Raw genomic sequence first — 23,356 nt, forward strand, 5'->3', positions numbered from 1 at the left:
CATACCTGTGAAACCAAATACTAAGGAAGATGCGAATAAGTCCCTGATGTGAGATCATAGCGGTACAGCACATCACGACCACTAGCGTCCATGAGCCAACAATTTATCTTCGCCGATAGTGAGTTTTCCAGCAAGCGCCTCCAGACCCGTAAAGAGATATTTTTATCCCGGATGGACAACCTGCTGCCGTGGTCTCAACTGCTGGATGTGATAGAGCCCTTCTATCCCAGGGCGGGTAATGGTCGCCGCCCCTATTCATTAGAATCTATGTTTCGCATTCACTGTATGCAGCAGTGGTACATCCTTGGGGATGAAGCAATGGAAGACGCATTATATGAAATTGCGCCAATGCGCCAGTTCGCAAAACTGTCGCTGGATAAAGCCATTCCAGACCGCACCACCATCATGAACTTTCGGCACTTGCTGGAAAAACATAAGCTTACTCGCAAATTATTCAAAACCGTCAACCAATGGCTATCGGACTGCGGTGTGATACTGACACTTGGCACACTGTTGGATGCCACGATTATTGAAGCCCCCAGCTCCACTAAAAACAAAAAGAATAAACGTGACCCGGATATGCATCAGACCAAGAAAGGCAATGAATGGCACTTCGGCATGAAAGCCCATATTGGTGTAGATGCTAAGAGCGGTCTCACCCATACGCTGGTGACCACCGCCGCCAACGAGCATGACCTGAACCAGTTGCACAACCTGTTGCACAGTGACGAGGAATTCACCTCTGGCGATGCCGGATATCAGGGCGCAGAGAAGCGGGAAGAGCATCAAGATACAGATGTTGAATGGCTGATTGCCGAGCGTCCCGGCAAAGTCCGCGCACTGAAGAAGCATCTACGCAAGAACAAAACAGCCATCAATATCGAATACCTGAAAGCCGGCATCCGGACAAAAGTAGAACACCCGTTTCGTATCATCAAATGTCAGTTCGGGATCAAAGCTCGTTACAAAGGACTGGTGAAAAATGACTCACAGTTAGCCATGCTATTCACCTTGGCGAATCTGTTCAAAGTAGACCAGATGTTACGACTACAGCCAAGATCTGTCTGAAATCCGGGATTAGCCCGGAATAGGGCCTAAAACGGCAGTATATCGGTCGAAATTGGAAATTTAGCGTTCAAAAATTAGACGGCGAGCGCAGAGCCTCGCTAAAGCTCTAAATTGCAAGACTTATTCGCATCTTCCTTAGAAGAGCAGATACAACGCAGTAATAGCTAAAAGAACGATCGTAGAATTCTTGTAACCGATGTGAGATCAAATGATGAATTCGATTGTTGCATGAAAAAAATTTTACTGTTGTCTATATAGAAACCAGCAGCTCTAAAGATTATAAATAAATATTACGGTCTGAGTGACTTCGAGCAGTTTTACAATTTAGGAATTAACAATAGCTAATTTCCTTTTGGAAAAAACGTTAGTAGGTAATTACGGTGGTTACCTTATTAATTATGATATTCTCTTTGTGAAGAATTACCATTTAGAACAACATAATTTTTGGAGCTTACAGGTGAGGTGTTTGAACCTCGCGTAATAAAACCGTCGCGGGTATCCAAAAGGGCTTAGCGGCCTCAATGCGTTCTCTAACGTAAGGTTTAAAAGGGTCTAACTTTGAGGGTCTCTCTGGCCTTGGCCCATAATTAGGTGTGCGGGCGATGTCTCGCAAATAGCAACGAACGGTATTTCGAGCGATCCCGAGTTGACGGCTAATAGCTCGGATACTGTGACCTTGTTGATGCAGCACGTGAATATCCACTAGTGACTCCTGATTTAACATTGCATCTCAACCACCGTATTTTCCATAATCGATGGTCATTATGCCTCAGGTGGGTCAAATTTAAATTGTCGTTAGTGGGTCAGTTTTACATTTCCGATGACATTTTCTTGACTATTTTTTATTTCTCATTTACATTTTTTCAGCTTTAAATGAGCTGCATTATTGTAGTAGCCACGGACGTAGTACTAAATGGAAATGGATTTTAACCTCACGGAGCTTCTCACCCTTATATCGGAGAAGTTTGACTCAAGTTTCTTTGTTAGTTTAGCAAAAGAGCCCTTATTCAATTCATATATTTATGGTGGACTAGTTAGATCTCTTGTGCTCGGCTATCCTTGGAAAGATGTCGATTTAAGAATCATAATCGATGCCGATTGGGACAAAAGAGAACTTACCTTTGAGAGTTTTCTACAAAGTCACGGAGATACCGAATTAAAACGCCGTTTTGAACACGCAGACTTCACCCTCTATCGTTTTCGACCTCAAGGCAGCACTGAACGACCGTTAGATATCACGCTTTCCAATCGTATTGACGTTGCGCCTTCAGATTATACGATTAATAGCGTTTTTGCAGATTTGAAAAGTGGTAAGCTGCTAGACCCTTACAATGGTCTGTTAGACATTAAATCAAAAACAATAAGATCTATTAAAAAACCATCACAACTAATTTTAGAAGAACCTTGGGCACCTTTCAGGGCTGTGAAATCTGCCTGCCATATGGGTTTCACTATAGTCCCCGAGTTAAAACATACATTCAAATCTGAGATAAAATGTATCAGACAGCCTCTTGCCTACATAAGTGAGAACAAGTCTGATTTGTGGGCTGAAACTCAGCTGGCGAATTTATTTTCCGGATTAAAAGCTAATCCCAGAACATATCTAAAATTAAGTGATGAGTTGGGCATAATCAAGGAAGTTATTCTTTACTTCTCCGAAAAAATGGCGATTCGACCTTTTCAGACAACTCTTTCAACTACCAGAGAAATAACAAGAGAAACGCAGTGGGAAAGGCTAATCTCTGCATACCTTAAAGGAATTGCTTTGGCTATAGAACCGAATCAACCGCGTGTTATTTTTAACTATATAGTTCAAGACCTTGCACTAAATCAGGTTAAAACCTATGGAGAAATTGACATTTCTCCAGCAAGAATAAATTACATTTAACTAAAGCAGGAATAACTCATGGAAGGACAACATGATGAAGCAAATATAGAATTCTGGGATGAACTTGCTGAGATTCATACCGGTGAATCTGATTACCAACTTAATACTTATTCACCAACCGAATATGAGTTAAAGGACTTAGATATAGAGTTATTGGGTAATATTAATGGTAAGAGAGTACTACACCTGCAATGCCATATTGGCCTTGACAGTATGGCGTTAGAGAAGCTGGGCGCAGACGTTACAGCCGTAGATTATTCGAAAAGGGCAATCGATACTGCCAATGAACTCAAATCTCGTTTCGACATGAAGACGCGATTTCATTGTGCCAATATCAACGACCTCGAACCTAGTGAATTGGGCCAGTTTGATTTGGTTTTCACATCCTATGGCATCCTAGTATGGTTGTCTTCATTACAGCCGTGGGCGAATGCAATTGCACGCTGTCTTAAGCCTGGTGGGCGGTTCATCATCATTGATGAACATCCAGTCGCGCGCATGTTTACCAACCCAAATGAAGATAATTATCCTTTTAATTGCGGTAGGCTTAACCCTTATTGGAATGACGGTAAACCCTTTCAGGCGAATTACAAATTTTCCTACGCTAATCAGGAAAAAGAGTTGGGAAATCAGACTCAATATGTCTGGTCACACAGTCTCGCAGATATCATCAATGCATTATTAGGGGCAGGTTTATCCCTCAGTAATTTCACCGAGTACAAAAAAACGTTTTTTAAAGCTTTTGCGCAACTGCAAAGTAATGAAAAAGGTTGGTGGCAGTTTCCAGAAGATAGCTACTCAGTCCCTTTGATGTTTTCTTTACAAGCTACCAAGGAATAAGGATTTAACGTGAAGAATTTAGTTTTAGGTATTAACCTGCCATTACTTAACGATGGTACAATTACTTACGATGGCAATGTTGCTCTATGTGACAGAGAAAACGTGATAGCGGCCATCGCAGAAGAGCGCATTTCGAAGAAGAAATACGACGGTAATGTCAGCAATTCCGTAAGTGCGGTGCTAGACCGCTACAAACTCTCTCTAAACGATCTTGAAGCTATTTCAGTAGTGAGTTTTAGTCAGCCAATGGAAATCACTCCCGGTTGTGGCGAAGCCTTGCGGGATGAAATTAATCGGTTGTTTCCAGGCCAAGAAAACATACACTACGTTCGCTCCCATCACGAAGCCCACGCTATCAGTGCAGTATGCCAAACTACAATGGATAATGCACTTGTAGTAGTCGTAGATCATACGGGTAATATGCTTGGGGATAAGCCCGAAGCCGACCAGTTGGAATTGAACCGCTCAGAGCAAACTAGCTATTTCAAATACCAAGCCGGCGAAATTAATTTAATCGCTAGGGATCATAGCAATGCAGGTGATCAGGGTTACGGACGTTTTTACGGCGATGTCACTTGTTATCTCGGTTTCAACAGCTATCGCGAATCAGGCAAGACCATGGGGCTTGCATCTTTTGGTGATGCTAGTGCATTGGCTCAATTCGAGCCGTTTGTCACAGCTGAGGATGGCGAAGTCATCTCTGCTCTGCGTGAAGAAGCCTACCTTGAAGACGATACCAAAGACTTAAAGGCCTGGTTTGCAAAACAGGGCTTGAAAATCCCCGCCAGACGTTCAGCTAACGATGTGATTCGTCCTTTCGACATGAATCTGGCCGCCTGGGCACAGGATAAGATCGAGCAATCAATATGTAGCCGGGTGAAAGAATTGTTACAGAAACACCAATTAGACACAGTTGTTGTTGTAGGTGGTGTTGCCATGAACTCGGTTCTGAACCGCGCATTGGAAGAGAGATTGGGTGTAAATGTGTACGTACCACCTTCTCCCGGGGATGCTGGTTTGGCTTTGGGAGCTGCGGCTGAATACTTTTGGAAACAGGATAAGAAAATTCCACAAATGGCCAGCTCGCCTTATCTCGGGTTTGAATACAGCGCCGAAGAAATTGCTGCAGCGGTTGCTCAATATGAAGATGAACTTAAAATTGTGAAAGTAGAGTCTCCTGAGTTGGAAGCCGCAACGGCCATCAGTGAAGGTCAAACCATTGGCTGGTTTCAGGGGCGCAGTGAATACGGCCCGAGGGCACTTGGAAACCGCAGTATTTTGTCTTCCCCAGCTAACTCCTGGCAGAAAGAAATCCTGAACAGTCAGATTAAATTAAGGGAATGGTTTCGCCCGTACGCGCCAGTAGTCCTGGAAGAAAAAGCGAATATCTATTTTGACATGTTGTCGCCAGTTCCTTACATGATGCAAGTTGCTCCAGTTAAGTCGCAAGCGAAGTTGGACATGGCAGCCTGTATTCACACCGATGGAACTGCAAGGCTACAAACGGTAAATGAAGTTGCCAACCCTAAGTTTTACCGCCTCATTCAGGAACTGGACAGGTTAACTGGCACACCTGTGGTATTGAATACCAGTTTCAACTTAGCGGGCATGCCAATTGTAGAAGATGCTAAAGATGCTATCGAGTGTTTTAAGCTCTCCGTAGGTATGGACATGTTGATTGTCGAAAACTACTTAATTAAGAAGAACAATTAGCAGAAATAAAGTTTGTCTCCTTTCGTTGAGTGGAAGGAGACAGTTTCGACTGATAAGGAATTTGGTTAACATGTTATTTGACAACTCCACCATTAACTTTCTGATCCTTGGATTTGGCCCTCATACAAAACGTATCTACCACCCGTTACTGGAGCTGGCAGCTGAGGATGAGAGTGTAAATCTCAAAGCAGCACTCGATGTACAAGCCGGAGAGGCCAAAGCAAGAGAGTACCTTGCGGACAAACAAGTCCAACCGGAGCTCCACTTTATTGACTGTAAAGAGGTCACCGAACGCCAATTGAGTTGCAGGCTCACGAATTTGCTGAATGACATAGTGCATCGTCATCAAATTAATAGCGTGATCATTGCTACAGAACCTCTTGTACATTTCCCCTATGCAAAATGGGCATTGCAAAAAGGATTATCAGTGTTAATGGACAAGCCCATCTCTTCTTATGAAAATGTCGCGAACAATTTGAGAAAAGCCCGTCAGGTCGCAGCAGATTATTACGAGCTGAATGATTGCTACCTGCAATCACAAAAGTCTCATCCAAGACAAATGTTTTCCATGATGGCACAAAGACGACACCAAACATCGTTTACTATTTTGAAAGAAAAAATTGAAGACTGCTTTAAACAAACCAATTGCCCAGTTACCAACTTTCAGACTTTTCACTCTGATGGACAATGGCGTATGCCCACTGAAGTAGTAGAGCAACATTATCATCCCTATAATCAAGGATACGGAAAATGCTCCCACAGTGGCTATCACTATTTCGATATCATTCCCTACGTGTTGGAATCGGGCCTTGGCGGTAATAAGTATTATGACAACGCAGAGGTTTTCGCCAATGCGGTGCGTCCGTTAGATGTTCTGCAACAGTTTTCCTTGGATGATTACCGAAAGCTGTTTGGCTTGAAACACTTCGATAAAAATAACAAGTACAGTAGTGAAGAATTGACCTTCCTAATGCAGAACTACGGTGAAGTAGATTGTAGTAGCAATATAAGTTTTCGTCAGGGCAATAAGACTCTCACCAACCTATCTATTAATCTGACTCACAATGGCTATTCACAGCGTAACTGGGTATCCGCGATAGGCCGAGACTTGTATAAAGGTAATGGTCGGGTCTCCCACGAATCTCATATCATCCAACAGGGGCCCTTCCAGAATATTCACTTTCACTCCTACAAGTCTGATCATGAACATCGTAAGGGGGACCCGATAATTGGTACCAAAGAGCATTTAGAAATTTATGTATTCCGTAATCACAAAATGCTGGGAGGCAATCATGTAGAAACCTTCGATATCAGCGATTTAAGGCAACAAGAGGGTGGTAATAAGGGGTTAAGTGGCAAGTCTAAATCCAAGCTTTATTATGAGTTTATTGAAGGAATTAGGGGTAATATCACTAGAGAAGAGGTCAAGTCCGACTTTAGCAAACACGAAGCTGGTGCTTTGATTACCTCTGCAGTTTATCAATCTATCTGTCACGCAGCGCAAAATGAAAACCCATTGGTAAAAACATCACTGCCATTAGGTATGCCCCTGGCCGTTGCGGAACAATTAAAACACTCTGCTTGATATGCCCATACAGAAACTAAACGATAAAGGACTGTTTACTCTACCAACTATTTTGTCAGTGCTAGGGGGGGGGCTATTGTTGCTGAGCACCTTTTATTTGGCGCACCTCAACAGTCTGATTATCGTTGAAGATGCCAGAGTCAAAGCGGATATATACACCATTCGCAGCCAAGTAGATGGTCAGGTCACTCGCTCTGAATATTATCTCAAAGGTCAAGAGTTTATGCGCGACACACTGGTGGTCGCTATTGACGAAGCCGAAGTGGCTGCTGAGCTAGATGTCTTAGCTGCGCAACAGAGAGAACTCATTCATCAACGGGACTTATTGATTCAGGAAATGGAAATTTCGCACCGAAAACTGGATATAGACCTAGAAGCCGATCAGCTTGAGTTTGAGCAGGTTCAGGAGTTAGAAAAGAAGCAAAGCATCATCGTGAGTGAATCACAACAGGAATTTGCCAGAGTGAAGCAGCTACAGAGAGCCGGGTTAGCGACAGAAAAAGATCTGTCGATTGCTGACTTTCAACTCAACAGCCATCAACGAGATCTAAAAATAAGTCAGTTGGAAATACAAAAGATACTTCTGCAACTGCGGAAACAAAGACTAAAGAAGGAGCAGCTTAATATTCAACACAAAAAGGTTTTCAGCGTAACTGAAAAGCTAAGCGCATTAGAAATGCGTAAAAAGCAGCTAATTCTCAAAATGGATAACTATCGCTATTTCGCACCCGCCACCGGAGTGCTGGATGAAGTTTTTGTATTGCCTGGTGAGCATGTATCTAAAGGGGAAAGGCTGTTTCTGTTGCATTCAAAGGAGTCCATACGTGTAGTGGCTAACATTCTGGAGTCGGATATCCGCCATATTGCCATTGGTGATTCGGCTACTGTCTCTTTTGATGCTTATCAAGAGGCTTCTTATCAAGCGAAAGTAAGTAAGATCTCTACATTGACCCAAAGCCAAAAAGCTGTCGTCGCTCCTACTCAAATTATATCCAATTTTATCAAAGTTTCGCAACGTGTGGAAGTAGAGCTGATTTTGGAGCAAAACGAACTCATGATAGTTCCCGGTATGATGAGTAAAGTCATCTTTGAAAAATAGCGATGCGTAAAATTAACTGGCGAGACTGGCTGTCAGTTGCAGTGGTGTCGTTTGGCTCGTTCACGGCTTTGCTTAGCAGTACTAATGTGGAAATCGCGTTTCCTTATATAATGGGAGCGTTGGGCATGGAGCTTAAGATGGTTCAATGGACTGTCTCCATCTTCATGATTGTTATGACCATTGCTATGTTCACCACAGCTGATGCCACCAGACGTTATGGTTTACGATTTTGCTTTTTACTCAGTGCCTTTATCATGTTGTTTGGTTCCGGTATATGTGCGCTGGCAGAAAGTAGTAGCATTCTGATAATAGGACGGGCCGTTCAGGGGTTTGCTGTCGGCTTTCAAATGCCCCTTGGGGCGATTTTGGTTTCGAAGATTTTTCCAACTGAACGTATCGGTTTTGCTATGGGGATCTATGGTGCCGTCATGTTGCTGGCACCAGCTATGGGGCCGGTAATGGGGGGGTACTTAGTTGAAAAATTTCAGTGGGGAGCTATCTTCTATTTACAAATTCCACTGGCAATGTTTTCTGCCCTGACGGGCTACTTGTTCCTGAAACAGGAAAAAGTTGCCCAAATAGCCTCAGCTAAGGTTAAGACATACGATTTAATGGGGTTGTTACTGGTATCAGTACACATTGTCAGTATGTTTATGTGCTTATCTGAGGTGCAAGAGCAAGGACTATTCAGGGTAGAAAGTTTCAGTCTTGCGTTGCTCTGCGTGGCAGCATTAGTGCTGTTTTTGGGACAGGAGCTTAGACACCCCTTCCCACTTTTAAACCTAAAGCTGTTTAGCAAAATCGAATTTTGCATTTCCTTACTTGTGATTTTGTTAATAGGCTTCGGTCTGTTTAGTTCTGTATTAATTGTGCCTTACTACTTTCAAAATGTGTTGCAGATGCCTGCTGCGGATGTGGGTGAAAGCCTAATTTGGACAGGCCTCATCATGTCTCTGTTATCTCCTGTATGTGGCAAACTCAGTGATATGGATTTTCTGTTTGCCCTTGTTGTTAGTGGCCTGATCTTGTTTTTCTTGTCATGCTATTGGATTAGTGAAATCCAATTAGGCAGCACTATTCAGTCTATTATTTTACTATTAATATTGGGTAGGATTGGATTTTCTATTTTGCTGCCCGCTATTTATACTAATTCAATGCGGATGTTAAACGAAACTGAAGTAGCGGACGGCGCTGTTTTGATAAATCTAGCCAGACAATTGGGCGGGACTTTTGGAGTTATTTATGTTAGTGGCTATTACGAACACACCAGTTATCAGGTTTCTGCTTATTTAAAAATGTTGTTTTCTACTGAACACCTGCAAAACACTTTGACAGGGCCCTTGTCCCAACAGCAACTTCTTATAGAACTGGCTCAGTACAGTGACCCAATTAACAAGTTATCTGGTTTTATCGCTTTTGTTGAAATATTCAGGCTTACTGCCTTAATGGCGTTAGCTACCATCGCCATTATTGTTGTTCATCGACTTTACAAATTAATAACCACAAAATCAGCTTAAGCAAAAGACAAGATCGTTTAGCATTAAGCTTGCTTTTTACTTCAAACTAAAATTATTTGGAACAAGTGGCGCTGGTTCTGAGTTTTTTAACCACTCTATTTAATCTTATCCAATATGCAGTACTGTAGTTGCGAGGCATTATGGTCCGTTTAAAGTAATATTAAAATTGGAGTGATAAAGTGTGTACATTAATCTATACTGGTTAGACAAAGGTACAATAGAAACAGCATTTTACCTCGCTTGAGAGAGTTAAAAAAGTTTGAAGATTTTCATAGGGCACTAAAAAATAAATATAGTATTGGTGAAGGTAAAAGTTCGTTTTTATATCTGGCTGAATTTAGGGATAGTGTTATTGATATACGAGAAAAATTTCCTCTCCTTCTCATTGATCGCTCAATCAAGATTTCAAACACATTGGCATTACGTCATCCGACCATTCCTAAATCTAAAGTTTTAAATGTTCTCACCTAAATAACTGTTCCTAAGTGTAGATCACCCCATGGAGGGAACTCAGTGTGATTTCTGCGATCAGATCAATCGCCAAAAAGAAATTACCGAGAACCACACTGAGCATGAACAGAATAGCATTGATTGACCGGGCTGAGCGACGCCGTTTAGAAAAAATCGTTCAACGCAGTAAAGATAAACGCTTTAGTCGACGGGGAAATGCTGTGCTTTTGGTTCACAAGGGCCAGTCCCGTAAGCGCGTTGCTTTATTGCTGAGTGCAGCACGTTCTTCGGTCAGTCGCTGGTGCAAGTGGTATGAAGAATCAGGCATAGACGGTTTAAAAGATGCCGAGCATGGCAAACCGGCTTATTTGCCGGATGACATCATAGTGCAGTTACTCTTCCTACTGATTCCATGGACACCACAAGATCTCGGTTATCAGCGTAGCCGATGGAGTTCGGAATTACTGGCGAAGGTAATTCATGAGAATACTGGGATCCGAGTACACAGCTCGACTTTACGGCGGTGGATGCCAGAACTTGGTATTGTTTGGCGTAGAGCGGCGCCTACTTTGCGGATAAGAGATCCACACAAGGAAGAGAAACTGGCAGCGATTCAAGCCGCGCTTGATAAGTGTTCTGCCGAACATCCGGTGTTTTACGAGGATGAGGTGGATATTCATCTGAACCCTAAAATAGGTGCGGATTGGGGGTTCAGAGGAAAACAGCGGTTAGTTCCAACGCCAGGACAAAATGAAAAATACTATCTGGCCGGCGCGTTAAATGCCGGCACCGGCAAAGTGCTTTATGTGGGGCGACACTCAAAATGCTCAGAGATATTTATCCGGCTAATGGAGCATTTAAGAAAAACGTACCGGCAGGCAAAAACCATCACACTGATTGTGGACAATTACATTATTCACAAAAGTAAAAAGACGCAGGCATGGCTGAAGCAGAATCCCAAATTTACCTTGCTGTTCCAGCCAGTCTACAGCCCTTGGGTTAACAAAATTGAAAAATTATGGCATGCATTACATGAAACCGTAACCCGCAATCACAGGTGCACTGAAATGTGGGAATTGCTACAACGAGTACGGCGTTTTATGGAAACCGCATCGCCATTTCCAGGCAACCAGCATGGATTGGCTAAGGCGACGCACAGTTAGGATCAGTTATTTAGCCGCGAATTCAACTCCGAAGTGCACCACTCGCTAAATTAGGCCGCCTTGCGTAATTCATCGAATACCGCGACTGGTTGCCTAAAGCCGAGACACTTTCTCGGTCTGGCATTTAATGCCTGTTCAACCTCTCTAATCTGTTTGTCTGTTCCCGTACGTTAATCGGTGCCTTTCCGTATGTATTGGCGCAGCAAACCGTTGAAGTTTTCATTCAATTCGCGTTCCCATGATGAATAAGGGTTCGCGAAGTAGACATCTGTTTTAAGCTTCTTTGCGACCAGCTCATGATCACAAAATTCGCTGCCGTTGTCCGTCGTGATGGTTCGTACATGACCTCGATATTTCCACAACATGCCGACCATGGCCCGGGCCACATCGGCTGCGCTTTTCGCGGGCACTTTGCGTATCAGATACAGCTTACTTTTCCGCTCGAACAAACTGACAATCGCGCCCGTTCCTTGCTTGCCCAGAACCATCTCAGCTTCCCAGTCACCAAATCGTTTCTTCTTATTCACGATGGCGGGACGATGCTCAATCCCAACGCGATTCGGAATAATTACGCGTTTGGCACGATCACCTTTACGATGTCGGCGGTGACTCTGACGCAGTTGTTTATAGAGCTTGCCGCCACGTAATCTATCACGATGGACATGGCCATAGATCCACTCGTGGCTAACGTCATGCCCGATGATTTTACCTACGCCAGCTATCTGCTCAGGACTCCATTTCTCGTTAAGCCCGAACTCAACAAAGGTGATCGTCAGTTCAGATACCCTGAACTTTGCGGCCTGGCATCATCGCTTCAACGCCTTAGCCTGGGCGACTTCCGGTAGGTAATGGTTATCCCGGATTCGATTGCGTTTTACTTCCCGGCTGATGGTGCTGTGACTCACTCTCAGACGTTTTCCAATCTCCCGATAACTGAAACCCTCGCGCAAGTAGGCCTCAATCTGGTATCGTTGTCCCTCGATCAACTGCTTGTAACTCATGGTAACTACTCATGTTTGTTTGGCGACTACAGAGTACCACCAACAGGCAGTTGATCGTCTGTCACCCATTAACCATGAGTGGTGCACTTATTATCTGAATTCGGGGTGCGCTATCGCCGCGAATTTTGATAATATTTCTCGAAAGCTGAGAAGCGGCCTATTTAAACTGGATAGGTCGTTTGAGAATAGGGTAAGAAAACAGCGATGTTGAAATGAACATTCTCTTTTTATGTACTAGCAACTTGAATCGCTCTGTTACGGCTGAGAAACTATTCTCAGCTAAGTTCCCTATGCATCAATTCCGTTCAGCAGGTCTCAGTAGAAAATATTGCAAGTATTACAGCACGACACTATGTACCGAAAAGCTTTTAGACTGGGCCAACCAAATTTTCACAATGGAAGTCGCTCACAAACAGAGAATTGAGGAGTACACTGGCTCTGCTTATTTGAACAAAATTGTTGTACTAGATATACCAGACGAGTTCAAGATAATGGATCCAAATTTAGTAGATTTGCTTCTACTACGTGTGCAGATTTCTCCTCAGCGCGATACTTAAGACACTTATAGAACGAGTGTTGAATGAAGTGCTTTTTTGTCAGACAGAATTTCAGATGATAGAGCCTGAACAAATTCAGCCTGTTCTGTCAATTTGTTGGGGGGCAGGATTCTTATAAATTAAGTGACGGAAGTTTCGCCAGTAAAGCTGGTGAAAACGATGTTGGAGCCAGGGCGAGAGTGTGAACATTTTTTAAGCATTCACGATTAATTCCAGCACGTCTTCAATCATTATTGCCACCTTCTGTTTTCGATTGGCACCCGCTTGTATTGTCTTCTCTAGGCGTATTTGGTCCAGCGCGACATGCCGGAAACACGCCAGGTTACCTGCAGCATGACCACGATTAATTAGACTGATATCTTCACGCATCGTCACATCGAGAACTCAATGCAGCAGGTTTTCTACACCCAATGGGCTCGCACTGTGTTGGCAAACTGCTCAGCGGATAAGCCTTCGCTATGCTATTCGCATTAATGAGTCCTGGCACTTGCTAGGATAACCTCGTTATAAGTACAGCGAGAGGGCTCTCGAATTAATACAGGAGCATGATGAAAACTATAACTAAGATAATCGAAGTTACAAAAAAAGGCCCTATTTAGGCAGCATTCAGTGCTATTGAGCTTGGTGAACTCAATGCAAATCTTCTTGGTCAAACACTGTAGTCAGCTCTTTGGCTAGCGCACAGCAGTCAAAATTTAAACAAAAAAGTGTATTTTTCTGCAACTAGCATTCCATGAGCTAGAGACCTATTTTGCAATGATAGGCTTCAACGAAGTTATCAAACGTTTAAGTAACTCACAATTTTCTTGCTTACCACCATAAAAATCACGAACAGCTTGTTGAAGGTCTTCGGGTAATGTGGCCTCATCAGAGAATCGATAATTCTCGATAACGTTAAGTACTCTTCTCGCGTTCTTACCAAAGCGTTTTATTTTCCCTTTATTCCAGTCAGATATCTGAGACTGAGGGACTCGTGCCTCTTTAGCTAGCTGGTTTTGGCTAATACCTGATGTGCTTAAAAATTCTTGCAATTCAATCTTAAATGAATCTAGATTCATTGGAATAAACTTATCTTTTTTTATCGGTTTCACTTTATTATATCTATAATTTTCGATAAAATACAACCTAAGTTTACTTCACTAATCCATAACTATGTATGAACCACAAATCGCATTTATTGAAACTGAAAAAGGAGTCATTCAAATCGAGATCCCTGATGAGAATGATGAAGTGCTTCCGAATACTAAGTGGGGAAATGTTGCTGGGTTTCCAACTGTAGCGTATTGGTTGTACCGAGTATTAGAGCGGCGATTAAAGCAAACTGAAGTTGCATATAAGCTTGGAGATACTTTATTAGAGGAAGTTGGAGCATGCCTGCTTGGTGGCCATGGAATTCCTGCGGAAAATGGACTTGCTGCATACCATCACATGAAAAGTAAAGGCGCGTTTACTGGCAAAGTCCATAATTTCCAAACTCTGCACAGCTGGTTGTCTGAACCAATTCATCTCAATGACAAAACATTTAAGTACCGGTTTGCGAAGCAAAAAGCGTCTTACATTCAATCAGCGTTAATTCAGCTATCTGAGAAAGAGGCTCCTTCGTGCTCCGGACTTGCTCTTCGAAATTGGTTAATTGATATTAAGGGTGTGGGACTCAAAACAGCTTCTTGGATAGCACGTAACTGGTTAAATGCAGATGATGTAGCCATTTTGGATATTCATATCTACAGAGCCGGTATCTTAGGTGGTTTTTTTGATGAAAAGCACTCAGTAGAACGTCATTACCTGGAATTAGAAAAGCAATTTATTCAACTGTCCAAATCTATGAATGTTAGACCATCTGAGCTTGATGCCCTGATGTGGTTTGAAATGCAACAGACTCCGACTGTGCTTAAACAGTTAGAGGCTAAGCTTCATCGCTCCTCAACAATAATTAAGCGTCGTACCAAGAAAAGCCATTCCAACACCAAACAAATGGCGCTCATTTGATAAACAAGAAGCCTCATTGAAGCCGTTAAGCCCCAACTGACAATATGATAACCCTAAATACTCTGCGACAAGGTTGTGAGTCGCTGCAATAATACCAGACTCACGTAACGCTAGGGTTTCAGGACGTGTGTATTTGCAACTTAGTCTGGTGATGTCTGCGACATACCAGAGCATTACTCCATCTTTTATGCCAGATATAAAGCTTTTTGCTTCTTCTTTTAAGTTTTTAAAAATTGAACCTTCTGTCAATTTCAACTCATCTTTTGAGTGAGTTCGTGAGTTGTATACATACCATTTCTCTGAGGAAATCTCAGTAAATACGATATGGACGCACGACATTGCGCCAGCAGATGCATGATTCTTCTTTTCAATTATTATCCCCAAATCGTTTGTGTTTACTTGCTTAGTTCGATTGGAGAGGAATAAAAACTGCCCCAACAAATCATTATTGATAGCTGATATTTGTCGACGCGAAGAACGACTTTCAAGAATATCTAAAAATAGGGCTTTTGAAGGGTTGCTATGTGTTGATAGCGGTAATCGCTTTTTAACATCAAATTCATAGGGCGGAATTAGATGAATGTTAGGCTTTAATTTTGGCTCACCCCAATTCATCGTTGTATATGCCTAACTGTCGCAGTGTATCGTAATGCTTGTAGCACCCTCTGCAATTAACGCAAGGGATATTCGACTTATGGCAAGAGTGACTGTAAGCCAATAAACCGAAAGGGATACCGGACTTTCTTATAAGCTCTGTCGCAGTTAACCCTATTGCAGGGGCCTCAATCTGAATATTACCCTCTTGATAAGAAATTAAATCGTTGATCTTTTTTATAAATGTAGCTGTTCCATCTAAATGGTACTCGTCGGAGGCGACGGTGCCAATTAAAAGTTTGGTGCACCCTGAACTCACAGCTTTCATTGCTGCAAGTGTTATCAACAATTGATTGCGATAAGGCCACCAATCGCTTTCAGGAGCAACATCAATCGCATTGTTGTCAGACAAATCACCGCTTCCCAATGAAGTACAATCAATGTCTAAATTGATAACTCTTATATTTAATTCTTTGCAGATTGCTTCTGTTGCTTGGCGTTCAGCGCTAGCTGGCTTTTGACCATAGTTAACATTGAAGGCAATGTCGGGTCGCAACATATAAGCCAATGAAGATGAATCAAGCCCCCCTGACATAAGCAGGCCAATCATAGCTTAGTGCTCCAGGCCACGTTATAGATTGCAGATGCAAAGTCATCAAAAATCTTACACCCTGTGCCTTCGTACATTTTAAGCTCTTCATCCTTCGGATTTTGTGCGAGGATGATTACTGGTACATTAATGCTACGCGCATAGCCTATCTCAAAAAGGGTGCCAGGGTCATTGCCATCAAATATGGCAAATATCACGTCACATTCCTTTATTGCATCAATGTCTTTTTGAACTACTTCATCAGCACTTCCCATGCCTACGGCGTGATAGGGTGAGAACACGTCAAGACCAAATGATTCCAAGAAATACTTAGTCTCATTTACCATCCAAAGCTCTGATAGAGTGAAAAATGGACCGGCCAAATACACATTTGGAGCATCAACTTTAAATTCATATTGCGTGAGGCCCTTAGCAAACGTGAGCAAATTTGAAACATCAGCCATTGTTTTATGAGTTACATAATAGGCCGTTGCAATACTGGCTTTATCAGCTGCCACTAACGGACTATCACACTGCTTTAACCAATAATATGAAAATGCAGCAACATATGAATCTCCTGATCCAATGGGAAAGACGCTTTTTGTTTTATAGGCATTGACCCACCCTTGCTCATTTACCGAGTATACATAAGCACCTTTTTTGCCACATTTTATTACCACCACTTCAGCTGATTCTTTCTCTGAAAGCCATTTTGCCATTTCTTCCGTCGAGGCTACTTGTCGATGTTCTCGCTTATAAAAAATAGCCAGTTCACCTTGGTTGGCCACATAAGCCAAACGCTTATGTGCAGAGCCTACTTGAGAAAAGAGCAAAGGGTTATGAGTATTTTGAGGATCGTAAACTGCTATGTCTGTATCAATTTTAGGGCAAGCCTCAATCATCCCGAATACGATAGTTGCACAGTCATTTGAAATTTTCGGTTCAAATATTGGCAGATCATCATATTTTTGAGTTGGAATAATTCTGGGCTCTGCGAGGGGATGGAAATAATCAAATTTGACGGTTGTATCGCAATCATAAAATTGAAATTTACAGTTATTCAGGAAAACAAAGCTCGAAATTAATTGCTCTCGGTCAGACTCGCTCATTCTGGAATGCAATTTAATTTCCATGTGTCTATCCAGTAAGGAAAGACAGTAAGCTGCTCTTCCAGCTGAGCCGAGAACTACCTCATGGTTTGGCCAACTGCAATACTCTTGGTAAACGCCACCAACAACTTCAAACTCCATATGCTATTTATCCTTGTGCGCTAACAAACACCTTTACGGCAGCTCCTGATATTGAACGGACTATAGCGTTAAAACTAAAACCCTGCTCTAGACACTGTTTCATCCTTATATTTTGGTCTACTAAGCCGCCAACCACATTGCCCTGATACGTCACCCGGACCACTTGAATACCGTTCATATTACTTAAATCGATATGTAGGATGTCACCTACGCTCAACTTAGCAATTTCTGCTGGTAGTGGACTATTGATATGTGTTTCAAATGCCAAAGTCGAGCAATCAAAACTGCCACCAGTTCCACCTGAACCAAAACCACCTCCTGAACCGCTTCCTGACATAAAAACTCCTATTTTAGTATTACTGTTGTGGCATAGTGAATTTGGCCACCTAATTAGAGCTGCTACGATAGCAGTATAACAATGTTAGATGACAACATGGCTAAGAAAAATGCTATATCAGTACATCAAAGATTGAAAAAAATTTTTCCTAACAAAAGATTAATCAATACAGCGAGTGGCAGTTTCTATCATGTGATCGGTGATAGTGTTGTACAAGTGCAATTAAAAGAGTTTGAACTCCTACGTCATGGCTTTTAACCTGAGAAGATCACCCAATTGAATTTGCCACCAAACGAATTTTTTCATTGAGCCGATAGCCAGCCTTGAGAAAAAATCCCAAGCCTCCAAAGCCAAAAAAAGGCCCGCTCTTTTATATGCAAGACTTTGGATTCAAAGATGCATATTCAGTGTGTTATGGACCTTCATACCCGTAAATAGTTAAAAACTGAGGCGCAGAAATTAGTCCAACCCAAAGAATTCCCACTACAGTTTTTACAATTAGAGGAGCATGGGAGCCTCGATACCCAATAAACGAAATAATGATTCCAATTATTGTCGCAGCATAATAAACCATCAAAGTAAGAAAGCCAATTTTTCCATTTTCAATAACTTGCTTATCCAAAGTCAATAACCAAATAGCAACCGCTAGTTGCAAACCTAGCCCTGAAAATAAAAATATTGTTGATAGCTTTTTTCTCGAACCTGTCATTAGTGTAACCCTTTATCGGCAATCTCTTTTCCTAGTTCGGTTCTTCTAGCTGCACCTTCTGCGGTATTTGGTGCGTAAAAGAAGTGCCCGCTTGATTGCGACATTTGCTTAATCAATGAAGGTACAGAACCGACTATCGCTGCGTCACTCATTCCTGCATAAATAGGATCACCTTGTGAAGTTAAATCCATAACATGAACATTTTTAATATTTGGATTTGATTGAACTGCTTTTAATAAATCTCCATTTATTGGGGCCCCTATAAGTACTAAATTATCTATAGTCTGTCCGTTTCCAGCAGCAACATTAGCTCTTTGAGCCGCGACTACACCTCCCCAAGAGTAACCTATTAAATTTAACTGTTCTCCATTAGCTAGGTTTGTTGGAATAGTAAAATTGCCACCATCCATGACTTGGTTCGTCATAATTACAGACGCAGCATCTGTGATCATATTAAAAGTCGAAGAGTCGGCATTGGTCGCTGTAGAAACGTTTGATATTCCTGCTGCCTCTAATGCCCTTTTCATGTCAGGAATATAACCGCCATCTACACCTGCCCCACCAATAAAACGAGTGTCCCTACCATCAGGATCTATGTATTTGTATGGGTTATTGTTGGCGTAAGCATAACGATTAAAGTTATAGATATTTTTAAACCCAACAGGATCATTCGAGTAGAAACGCCCTATGACTGGATCATAGTATCGTGCCTGCATATATACCAGGCCTGTGGATTTATCATACTTGTGACCAGTGAAGCCAACATCATCAACCTCACCCTCAATGCTTTTGCCATAAGGTGTATAGTGTTGCTTCGTTTTGAACTCTCGGACAAAGCCATCTTTGGCTATTAACTTATCCTGTAGGTAAATAAAATTAGTGGGTCCATCACTGTCTTCACTATAAAGTAACTTCCCTCCATTAGAATACAGAGAGAAATTTTCTCCGAACTGATCATCTTGGTACACCCTTTTCCCGGCACCATCGTACTTGTAGCCGAATGTATTTGAAGAGACGATTTGATTTAACGCGTTGAATGTAAAAGTGCGTTTACCATTATTATATATGTTCCCTCTTTTGTCGTACCCAAATGTTGGATAGTTATTATTTGAGTTTCTCGAATCAACAACTTTAGAAACTCTATAATTAGTCTCATTGTAGGTATATGTTAAGGCGTTTTTCTTGTTGCTGTAGCTTCTGACATTACCCAAAGGATCATAACTGATAGTGCTATTCCCAATTCCTGAATTCCCCTGGGCGAAAGTGAGCCTATCCAGGCTGTCATAGGTTAAATTATTGATAGAGTACGCAGAAGAAACATGGTCTATTATGGACTTTACATTGAAGTTCTCATCATAAGAAAATTGGTAGTCAAGATGTGTTTGACCCGCCCGGTCATCGCGAATGCGATATGGTAATTTATTAGAGTTCAAAAGTGTTTCGTGTTCAACACCATTCCCATAATAGAAAGAATTCAAAGACCCGTTTGGATGGTAGGTAATATCTTCTGCATAAATATATTCATTTCGCGTACTCGATGTATTCCTTATTACTTCAGTTGGCTGTCCGAAGCCGTTGGGGGAGTACCGTACAACGTCTCCATCGGGATATTGCAAAGACGATAAAGCTCCGCTTTGGGCATAGAAATAGCGTAGCGAAGGACTTTGCGCGTCTTTAGAAAAGCGCTGCTGCCCAATTGTCAACGTTTCTGATTTAAGTAAAGAGTTACCATAATATGCTAATGTTTTTATTACATCATCTGATTTTGCTCCGGTGAGATTTCCGATGGCATCAAATTTAGTTGTTTGAGTGGGGGTAATACTGTCTCCAAATGATAAAGTATAAAGGCCACCGTGGTTGTCATAAACTCTATAAGATTTATCAGATGAAGATGGTGAACTAGAGCAGGAGGTAGAGACTGCTTGAACGCCAAGATCAGCCTGCCAGCTAATCTCACCTATAGCATTATAACTAAATACCGTGGTTCCAACGTCGTTACGAATTTTTTTACACAACCTCTGATTATTATCATAAACGTTAAAAATAGTTTGGCTGACATTGTAACCGCTATCATTGCCAGATAAAGTTATTGATAGAAGGTTATCAAATAAATCATAATTATTTTCTTGGGTAACTATCCCATACTCAATACTTTCAACTAAGTCATATTGAGGTGAACCAAGATTCCAGAATGTCGTTGTGGTAACATTCCCATTGGGATCTGTAGTAGTGAGAACATTATCGTCATAATTGAAAGTAGTGGCTTGCTTATTAAACTGTGTTATTGACGATAAACGATTTAGTGCATCATATTCAGTAGTTGTCCCGTTCGGTGTTGTATAAAGCTCTCCCCAATAGGACTCGAAAGTTTTATTATTGAACTCGTCATATTCAAATTGCTTATGCCTACCGTCGAAACTCGGCGTATAAGAATACTCATTAATGGAAGTATTCCTTAACAGTGAATCATATCCTTTGCTAACTGAACTCGTTCTAGAGCCAGAAGTGCAAGCCGTTTTGTATGAGTTTAGCCTACATGTCTCAGCTAATTGCACCATGCCGTAATAGCCGGAGTCTAAAGTGTAAGAATAAAAAGTATCCAGCCACGCTACTTCATCTCCTGTGACTGATTCCGACTGAAGTCTTCCTAGTTTATCAAAAGTGAATTCTACGCTAGTTCCAAGCGGGTTTGTAATTGTTAACGGCCTGCCGAAGTTGTCGACAACCTTTGTCAGAATATTTTTAGTTGTATCATTGTATCTTGATGGAACAGTAACTTTTCTGGCGACACCTCGATAATAATTTTCGTACAGGACATAGCGATTAAGCGTTGAGTATGTTCCGTCAGCCTTTAAGAGTTTCTTATTTAACTCAACCTTTTTTCTCATACCGTTTGAGTGGTATTGGCTTACCCTATGAGTCCACGTTGAATTATTGTAAAAGTAATTTGGAACCCCTAGATCCTGGTAGGAACCACCATGGTACGATGTGTTAGATATTAGCGTGTAGTTACTAGATCCATCACCTATATGAACTGATTTCTGACTGCCAATGATCCACTTATTTCCTTTATTATAATAACCAGTTTTAACTTTCCTAATACGGTTTTCTTCAAGGTCTTGTTCAGTCATTATGGTGGGATTACCATAAGCATCGAATCCTGAAAACGTGGTCTCGTAACGGTCGTTAATTAATATTTTTTCTTGTACTGGTAGGTCACTGGATAAGTTAGGATCTTCTATCCTCGTTATACCAGTATCGGGGAGGTCAATATATTTCCAGGTTACAGACTTAGTTTGCTCAATTGCACCCGAGTCATCTTTGATGACAGAAGAAGTGAGGTGCCTAACATCGTAGTTAAACATATAATTACAGTTTTTTACCCAGAATGTATCCTCGTAAACTCTTCCTCCCACTATAGTTATAGTTTTCGCTGTCGTACTATTAACGTATTCATAGTCGAAATCAGCACTGAATGTATCAAAACCGCGACCGGAGACGGTTACACGAGAGAGGGATGGCCCGTATCCTTGGCTAACACTGCCTTTCAGTTTACTACCATTTTTCTCACACAGAGTCTCATTCGCCCTGTACTGAAAAGACATCGAAGCGCCTACTGGATTAGTGATAGACTCCAAGAACATCTCACTCACAGTCCCGTTATCAAACTGAACAGCTTGACTACTCAGATCATAAGACCACTTAGTTGACTCTTCTGTTTTGTTGATGAAAACATTTTTTAAATATGTTGTATTCCGCAGACTTCCACCGATATTTGCTGAGAAGGTATCATACTCATATTCTATTACACGACCGTCATAACTTACCGAGGCGACTTTATAGTCGTTTCTCGTAAATTGAACGGTAACACCTTCGTTACTTCGTATTTTATCCACCACATAGTACGTTCTGTAATTATCACTCGGCGTGCCATTACGGATCTGCTTGTAATCGTAAGTTGTCCAGTTACCAAACTTATCGACTATATCTGTAACTTGAAACAGTCTCATTTGAGGTTGATATAACGCCCATGAACTGTCAGAACCTGAGGGCGCCATAGCTGGATTTATCCTAATCTCCCCCATTGCGGTAGAATTGAAATAAAACGTTGTTCCATTGGGTGATTTGAGGTATATCGTCGATTTCGCACCATGACCAATTACCGAGCCAGTTTTGTTTTTAATCACCGAACGTGAACTAAAAGTTTCGCACCCGATAATCCAGTTGTTAGCAAATCGCATTACTGCGGAGCTTGGGTAAGTTGCCCCAGATGGCTTTCCTATAGCGTCAAATTCACCTTGCCCAGGAACCTGAATCGTTGCCGTAGTAGCAAGTGAATTACAACTACTCAGGTATGAACCGCCTAGATGCCAGTAGGCCATTACCGTTATTTTTGGAATATCTAAAGACCAATCACCAAAGTCGTAATATGGCTTGAACCAACCAACTCGATTGGACAATGATATTGAGATTTGACTTGGAGAATGAGAACGCCGAACAAAAATATCAGTTCCATTTTGAGGAATGGTTAAGTCGGTATTGCTTACATATAACTGGCCATTACTTTTCGAATGCGAAGCTCCAAATGCATCCATATAGCTTTCGGATTGTATACTGTAGCCAGAGTCTCTATAGGATAAAATCTTTGCATAATCTAACTCTTCTTCTGCATAGGAAGGGAAAACGGACATCAGTGCAAGAAGTGCGACCATGCATCGTGCGCTCATATTAATCATTAGTACTCTCTCCCCTTTCATTCGACTCCGCTGCAGGAGAGCCTAGTAAATCAGTGTGTATAAAAATAACCCTTCTGTCTTCAATTGGCGGAGTTCTTACGACATTTGTAGTAGAACCCGCTATCAGATATGCGCCTCCACTTCCGCTGCACCGAAAATACGAAACCACGTAACCAAATGCAGTATCAGACTGAACAACACGAGGAATTTCTATTAACTTTCTCTGAATCGAGGGCAGTGTAATACTCCATGTCCGCTGTTGTTGACCATT

The 23,356-nt window shown here is 41.8% G+C and carries 18 protein-coding genes and 2 pseudogenes; 10 read left to right on the forward strand and 10 right to left on the reverse strand.

Going from position 1 to position 23,356, the window contains the following annotated elements:
• Positions 1 to 90 precede the first annotated feature (90 nt).
• On the forward strand, positions 91 to 1,068 hold the full coding sequence (locus ACLBLI_RS18090) for an IS5 family transposase (protein ID WP_414828925.1): 978 nt from the start codon (positions 91 to 93) through the stop codon (positions 1,066 to 1,068).
• 466 nt (positions 1,069 to 1,534) lie between these two features.
• Here ACLBLI_RS18090 and ACLBLI_RS18095 read toward each other — a convergent pair.
• Positions 1,535 to 1,792: pseudogene (locus ACLBLI_RS18095) on the reverse strand (IS21 family transposase); the annotation flags it as partial.
• Positions 1,793 to 1,981: 189 nt separating this feature from the next.
• Here ACLBLI_RS18095 and ACLBLI_RS18100 point away from each other — a divergent pair.
• The 7 genes from ACLBLI_RS18100 to ACLBLI_RS18130 all read left to right on the forward strand — a co-directional run bounded on the left by ACLBLI_RS18100 (position 1,982) and on the right by ACLBLI_RS18130 (position 11,323).
• The gene (locus ACLBLI_RS18100) at positions 1,982 to 2,956 is read left to right on the forward strand and encodes a hypothetical protein (RefSeq protein WP_414828926.1); all 975 of its coding nucleotides are present in this window, start codon (positions 1,982 to 1,984) and stop codon (positions 2,954 to 2,956) included.
• A gap of 18 nt (positions 2,957 to 2,974) precedes the next feature.
• The gene (locus tag ACLBLI_RS18105; protein WP_414828927.1) at positions 2,975 to 3,796 is read left to right on the forward strand and encodes a class I SAM-dependent methyltransferase; all 822 of its coding nucleotides are present in this window, start codon (positions 2,975 to 2,977) and stop codon (positions 3,794 to 3,796) included.
• A 9-nt stretch (positions 3,797 to 3,805) separates the two neighbouring features.
• Entirely contained in the window at positions 3,806 to 5,509 is a 1,704-nt protein-coding gene (locus tag ACLBLI_RS18110; RefSeq protein ID WP_414828928.1) for a carbamoyltransferase C-terminal domain-containing protein, read from the forward strand.
• 70 nt (positions 5,510 to 5,579) lie between these two features.
• Positions 5,580 to 7,094 carry a Gfo/Idh/MocA family oxidoreductase gene (locus ACLBLI_RS18115; protein WP_414828929.1) on the forward strand — a complete coding sequence of 505 codons (1,515 nt, stop codon included), beginning with the start codon at positions 5,580 to 5,582 and terminating at the stop codon, positions 7,092 to 7,094.
• Between the two features lie 76 nt (positions 7,095 to 7,170).
• The gene (locus ACLBLI_RS18120; RefSeq protein ID WP_414828930.1) at positions 7,171 to 8,193 is read left to right on the forward strand and encodes an HlyD family secretion protein; all 1,023 of its coding nucleotides are present in this window, start codon (positions 7,171 to 7,173) and stop codon (positions 8,191 to 8,193) included.
• A gap of 2 nt (positions 8,194 to 8,195) precedes the next feature.
• Complete coding sequence (locus ACLBLI_RS18125; RefSeq protein ID WP_414828931.1) at positions 8,196 to 9,710, forward strand: DHA2 family efflux MFS transporter permease subunit; 1,515 nt, start codon at positions 8,196 to 8,198, stop codon at positions 9,708 to 9,710.
• Between the two features lie 572 nt (positions 9,711 to 10,282).
• The gene (locus ACLBLI_RS18130; RefSeq protein WP_414831003.1) at positions 10,283 to 11,323 is read left to right on the forward strand and encodes an IS630 family transposase; all 1,041 of its coding nucleotides are present in this window, start codon (positions 10,283 to 10,285) and stop codon (positions 11,321 to 11,323) included.
• Positions 11,324 to 11,373: 50 nt separating this feature from the next.
• On the opposite strand, the pseudogene ACLBLI_RS18135 reads toward ACLBLI_RS18130, so the two are convergent.
• The 3 genes and pseudogenes from ACLBLI_RS18135 to ACLBLI_RS18145 form a co-directional block, all read right to left on the reverse strand.
• Positions 11,374 to 12,324: pseudogene (locus tag ACLBLI_RS18135) on the reverse strand (IS30 family transposase).
• Positions 12,325 to 13,073: 749 nt separating this feature from the next.
• Complete coding sequence (locus tag ACLBLI_RS18140; RefSeq protein WP_414828932.1) at positions 13,074 to 13,256, reverse strand: hypothetical protein; 183 nt, start codon at positions 13,254 to 13,256, stop codon at positions 13,074 to 13,076.
• A 371-nt stretch (positions 13,257 to 13,627) separates the two neighbouring features.
• A complete protein-coding gene (locus tag ACLBLI_RS18145; RefSeq protein ID WP_414828933.1) occupies positions 13,628 to 14,005 on the reverse strand; it encodes a helix-turn-helix domain-containing protein in 378 nt (125 codons plus the stop codon).
• 28 nt (positions 14,006 to 14,033) lie between these two features.
• Between ACLBLI_RS18145 and ACLBLI_RS18150 the strand changes: the two genes are divergently transcribed.
• Positions 14,034 to 14,870: a hypothetical protein gene (locus ACLBLI_RS18150; protein WP_414828934.1), complete on the forward strand. Its 837-nt coding sequence runs from the start codon at positions 14,034 to 14,036 to the stop codon at positions 14,868 to 14,870.
• Here the strand turns inward: ACLBLI_RS18150 and ACLBLI_RS18155 are convergent.
• Genes ACLBLI_RS18155 through ACLBLI_RS18170 form a run of 4 tightly spaced genes read right to left on the reverse strand, consistent with a single transcriptional unit; the run spans position 14,805 to position 17,640 of the window.
• Positions 14,805 to 15,485: a hypothetical protein gene (locus ACLBLI_RS18155; protein ID WP_414828935.1), complete on the reverse strand. Its 681-nt coding sequence runs from the start codon at positions 15,483 to 15,485 to the stop codon at positions 14,805 to 14,807. The genes ACLBLI_RS18150 and ACLBLI_RS18155 overlap by 66 nt on opposite strands.
• A complete protein-coding gene (locus ACLBLI_RS18160; protein ID WP_414828936.1) occupies positions 15,472 to 16,074 on the reverse strand; it encodes a 7-cyano-7-deazaguanine synthase in 603 nt (200 codons plus the stop codon). Before ACLBLI_RS18160 ends, ACLBLI_RS18155 begins: the two co-directional genes overlap by 14 nt.
• Positions 16,071 to 17,303, reverse strand: a complete 1,233-nt coding sequence (locus tag ACLBLI_RS18165; protein ID WP_414828937.1) for a PfkB family carbohydrate kinase — start codon at positions 17,301 to 17,303, stop codon at positions 16,071 to 16,073. Before ACLBLI_RS18165 ends, ACLBLI_RS18160 begins: the two co-directional genes overlap by 4 nt.
• 7 nt (positions 17,304 to 17,310) lie before the next feature.
• Positions 17,311 to 17,640: a hypothetical protein gene (locus tag ACLBLI_RS18170; RefSeq protein ID WP_414828938.1), complete on the reverse strand. Its 330-nt coding sequence runs from the start codon at positions 17,638 to 17,640 to the stop codon at positions 17,311 to 17,313.
• A gap of 81 nt (positions 17,641 to 17,721) precedes the next feature.
• On the opposite strand from ACLBLI_RS18170, the gene ACLBLI_RS18175 reads away from it, so the two are divergent.
• Entirely contained in the window at positions 17,722 to 17,898 is a 177-nt protein-coding gene (locus ACLBLI_RS18175) for a hypothetical protein (RefSeq protein ID WP_414828939.1), read from the forward strand.
• A 154-nt stretch (positions 17,899 to 18,052) separates the two neighbouring features.
• Here ACLBLI_RS18175 and ACLBLI_RS18180 read toward each other — a convergent pair whose 3' ends face one another.
• Positions 18,053 to 18,349 (reverse strand): hypothetical protein, encoded by a 297-nt coding sequence (locus tag ACLBLI_RS18180; RefSeq protein ID WP_414828940.1) that lies wholly within the window; start codon positions 18,347 to 18,349, stop codon positions 18,053 to 18,055.
• Positions 18,349 to 23,085, reverse strand: coding sequence for an RHS repeat domain-containing protein (locus ACLBLI_RS18185; RefSeq protein WP_414828941.1), 4,737 nt, complete (start codon positions 23,083 to 23,085; stop codon positions 18,349 to 18,351). The genes ACLBLI_RS18180 and ACLBLI_RS18185 overlap by 1 nt, the downstream gene beginning before the upstream one ends.
• Between the last annotated feature and the right edge of the window lie 271 nt (positions 23,086 to 23,356).

This window comes from Alteromonas sp. H39, from assembly GCF_047556435.1.
GTDB lineage: Bacteria > Pseudomonadota > Gammaproteobacteria > Enterobacterales > Alteromonadaceae > Alteromonas.

Coding starts and splice junctions, on each gene's coding strand:
- ACLBLI_RS18105 (WP_414828927.1), top strand. CDS start 2,975: ATGGAAGGACAACATGATGAAGCAAATATAGAATTCTGGGATGAACTT.
- ACLBLI_RS18090 (WP_414828925.1), top strand. CDS start 91: ATGAGCCAACAATTTATCTTCGCCGATAGTGAGTTTTCCAGCAAGCGC.
- ACLBLI_RS18155 (WP_414828935.1), bottom strand. CDS start 15,485: ATGAATTGGGGTGAGCCAAAATTAAAGCCTAACATTCATCTAATTCCG.
- ACLBLI_RS18100 (WP_414828926.1), top strand. CDS start 1,982: ATGGAAATGGATTTTAACCTCACGGAGCTTCTCACCCTTATATCGGAG.
- ACLBLI_RS18150 (WP_414828934.1), top strand. CDS start 14,034: ATGTATGAACCACAAATCGCATTTATTGAAACTGAAAAAGGAGTCATT.
- ACLBLI_RS18175 (WP_414828939.1), top strand. CDS start 17,722: ATGTTAGATGACAACATGGCTAAGAAAAATGCTATATCAGTACATCAA.
- ACLBLI_RS18165 (WP_414828937.1), bottom strand. CDS start 17,303: ATGGAGTTTGAAGTTGTTGGTGGCGTTTACCAAGAGTATTGCAGTTGG.
- ACLBLI_RS18115 (WP_414828929.1), top strand. CDS start 5,580: ATGTTATTTGACAACTCCACCATTAACTTTCTGATCCTTGGATTTGGC.
- ACLBLI_RS18160 (WP_414828936.1), bottom strand. CDS start 16,074: ATGATTGGCCTGCTTATGTCAGGGGGGCTTGATTCATCTTCATTGGCT.
- ACLBLI_RS18170 (WP_414828938.1), bottom strand. CDS start 17,640: ATGTCAGGAAGCGGTTCAGGAGGTGGTTTTGGTTCAGGTGGAACTGGT.
- ACLBLI_RS18130 (WP_414831003.1), top strand. CDS start 10,283: ATGAACAGAATAGCATTGATTGACCGGGCTGAGCGACGCCGTTTAGAA.
- ACLBLI_RS18185 (WP_414828941.1), bottom strand. CDS start 23,085: ATGATTAATATGAGCGCACGATGCATGGTCGCACTTCTTGCACTGATG.
- ACLBLI_RS18125 (WP_414828931.1), top strand. CDS start 8,196: ATGCGTAAAATTAACTGGCGAGACTGGCTGTCAGTTGCAGTGGTGTCG.
- ACLBLI_RS18180 (WP_414828940.1), bottom strand. CDS start 18,349: ATGACAGGTTCGAGAAAAAAGCTATCAACAATATTTTTATTTTCAGGG.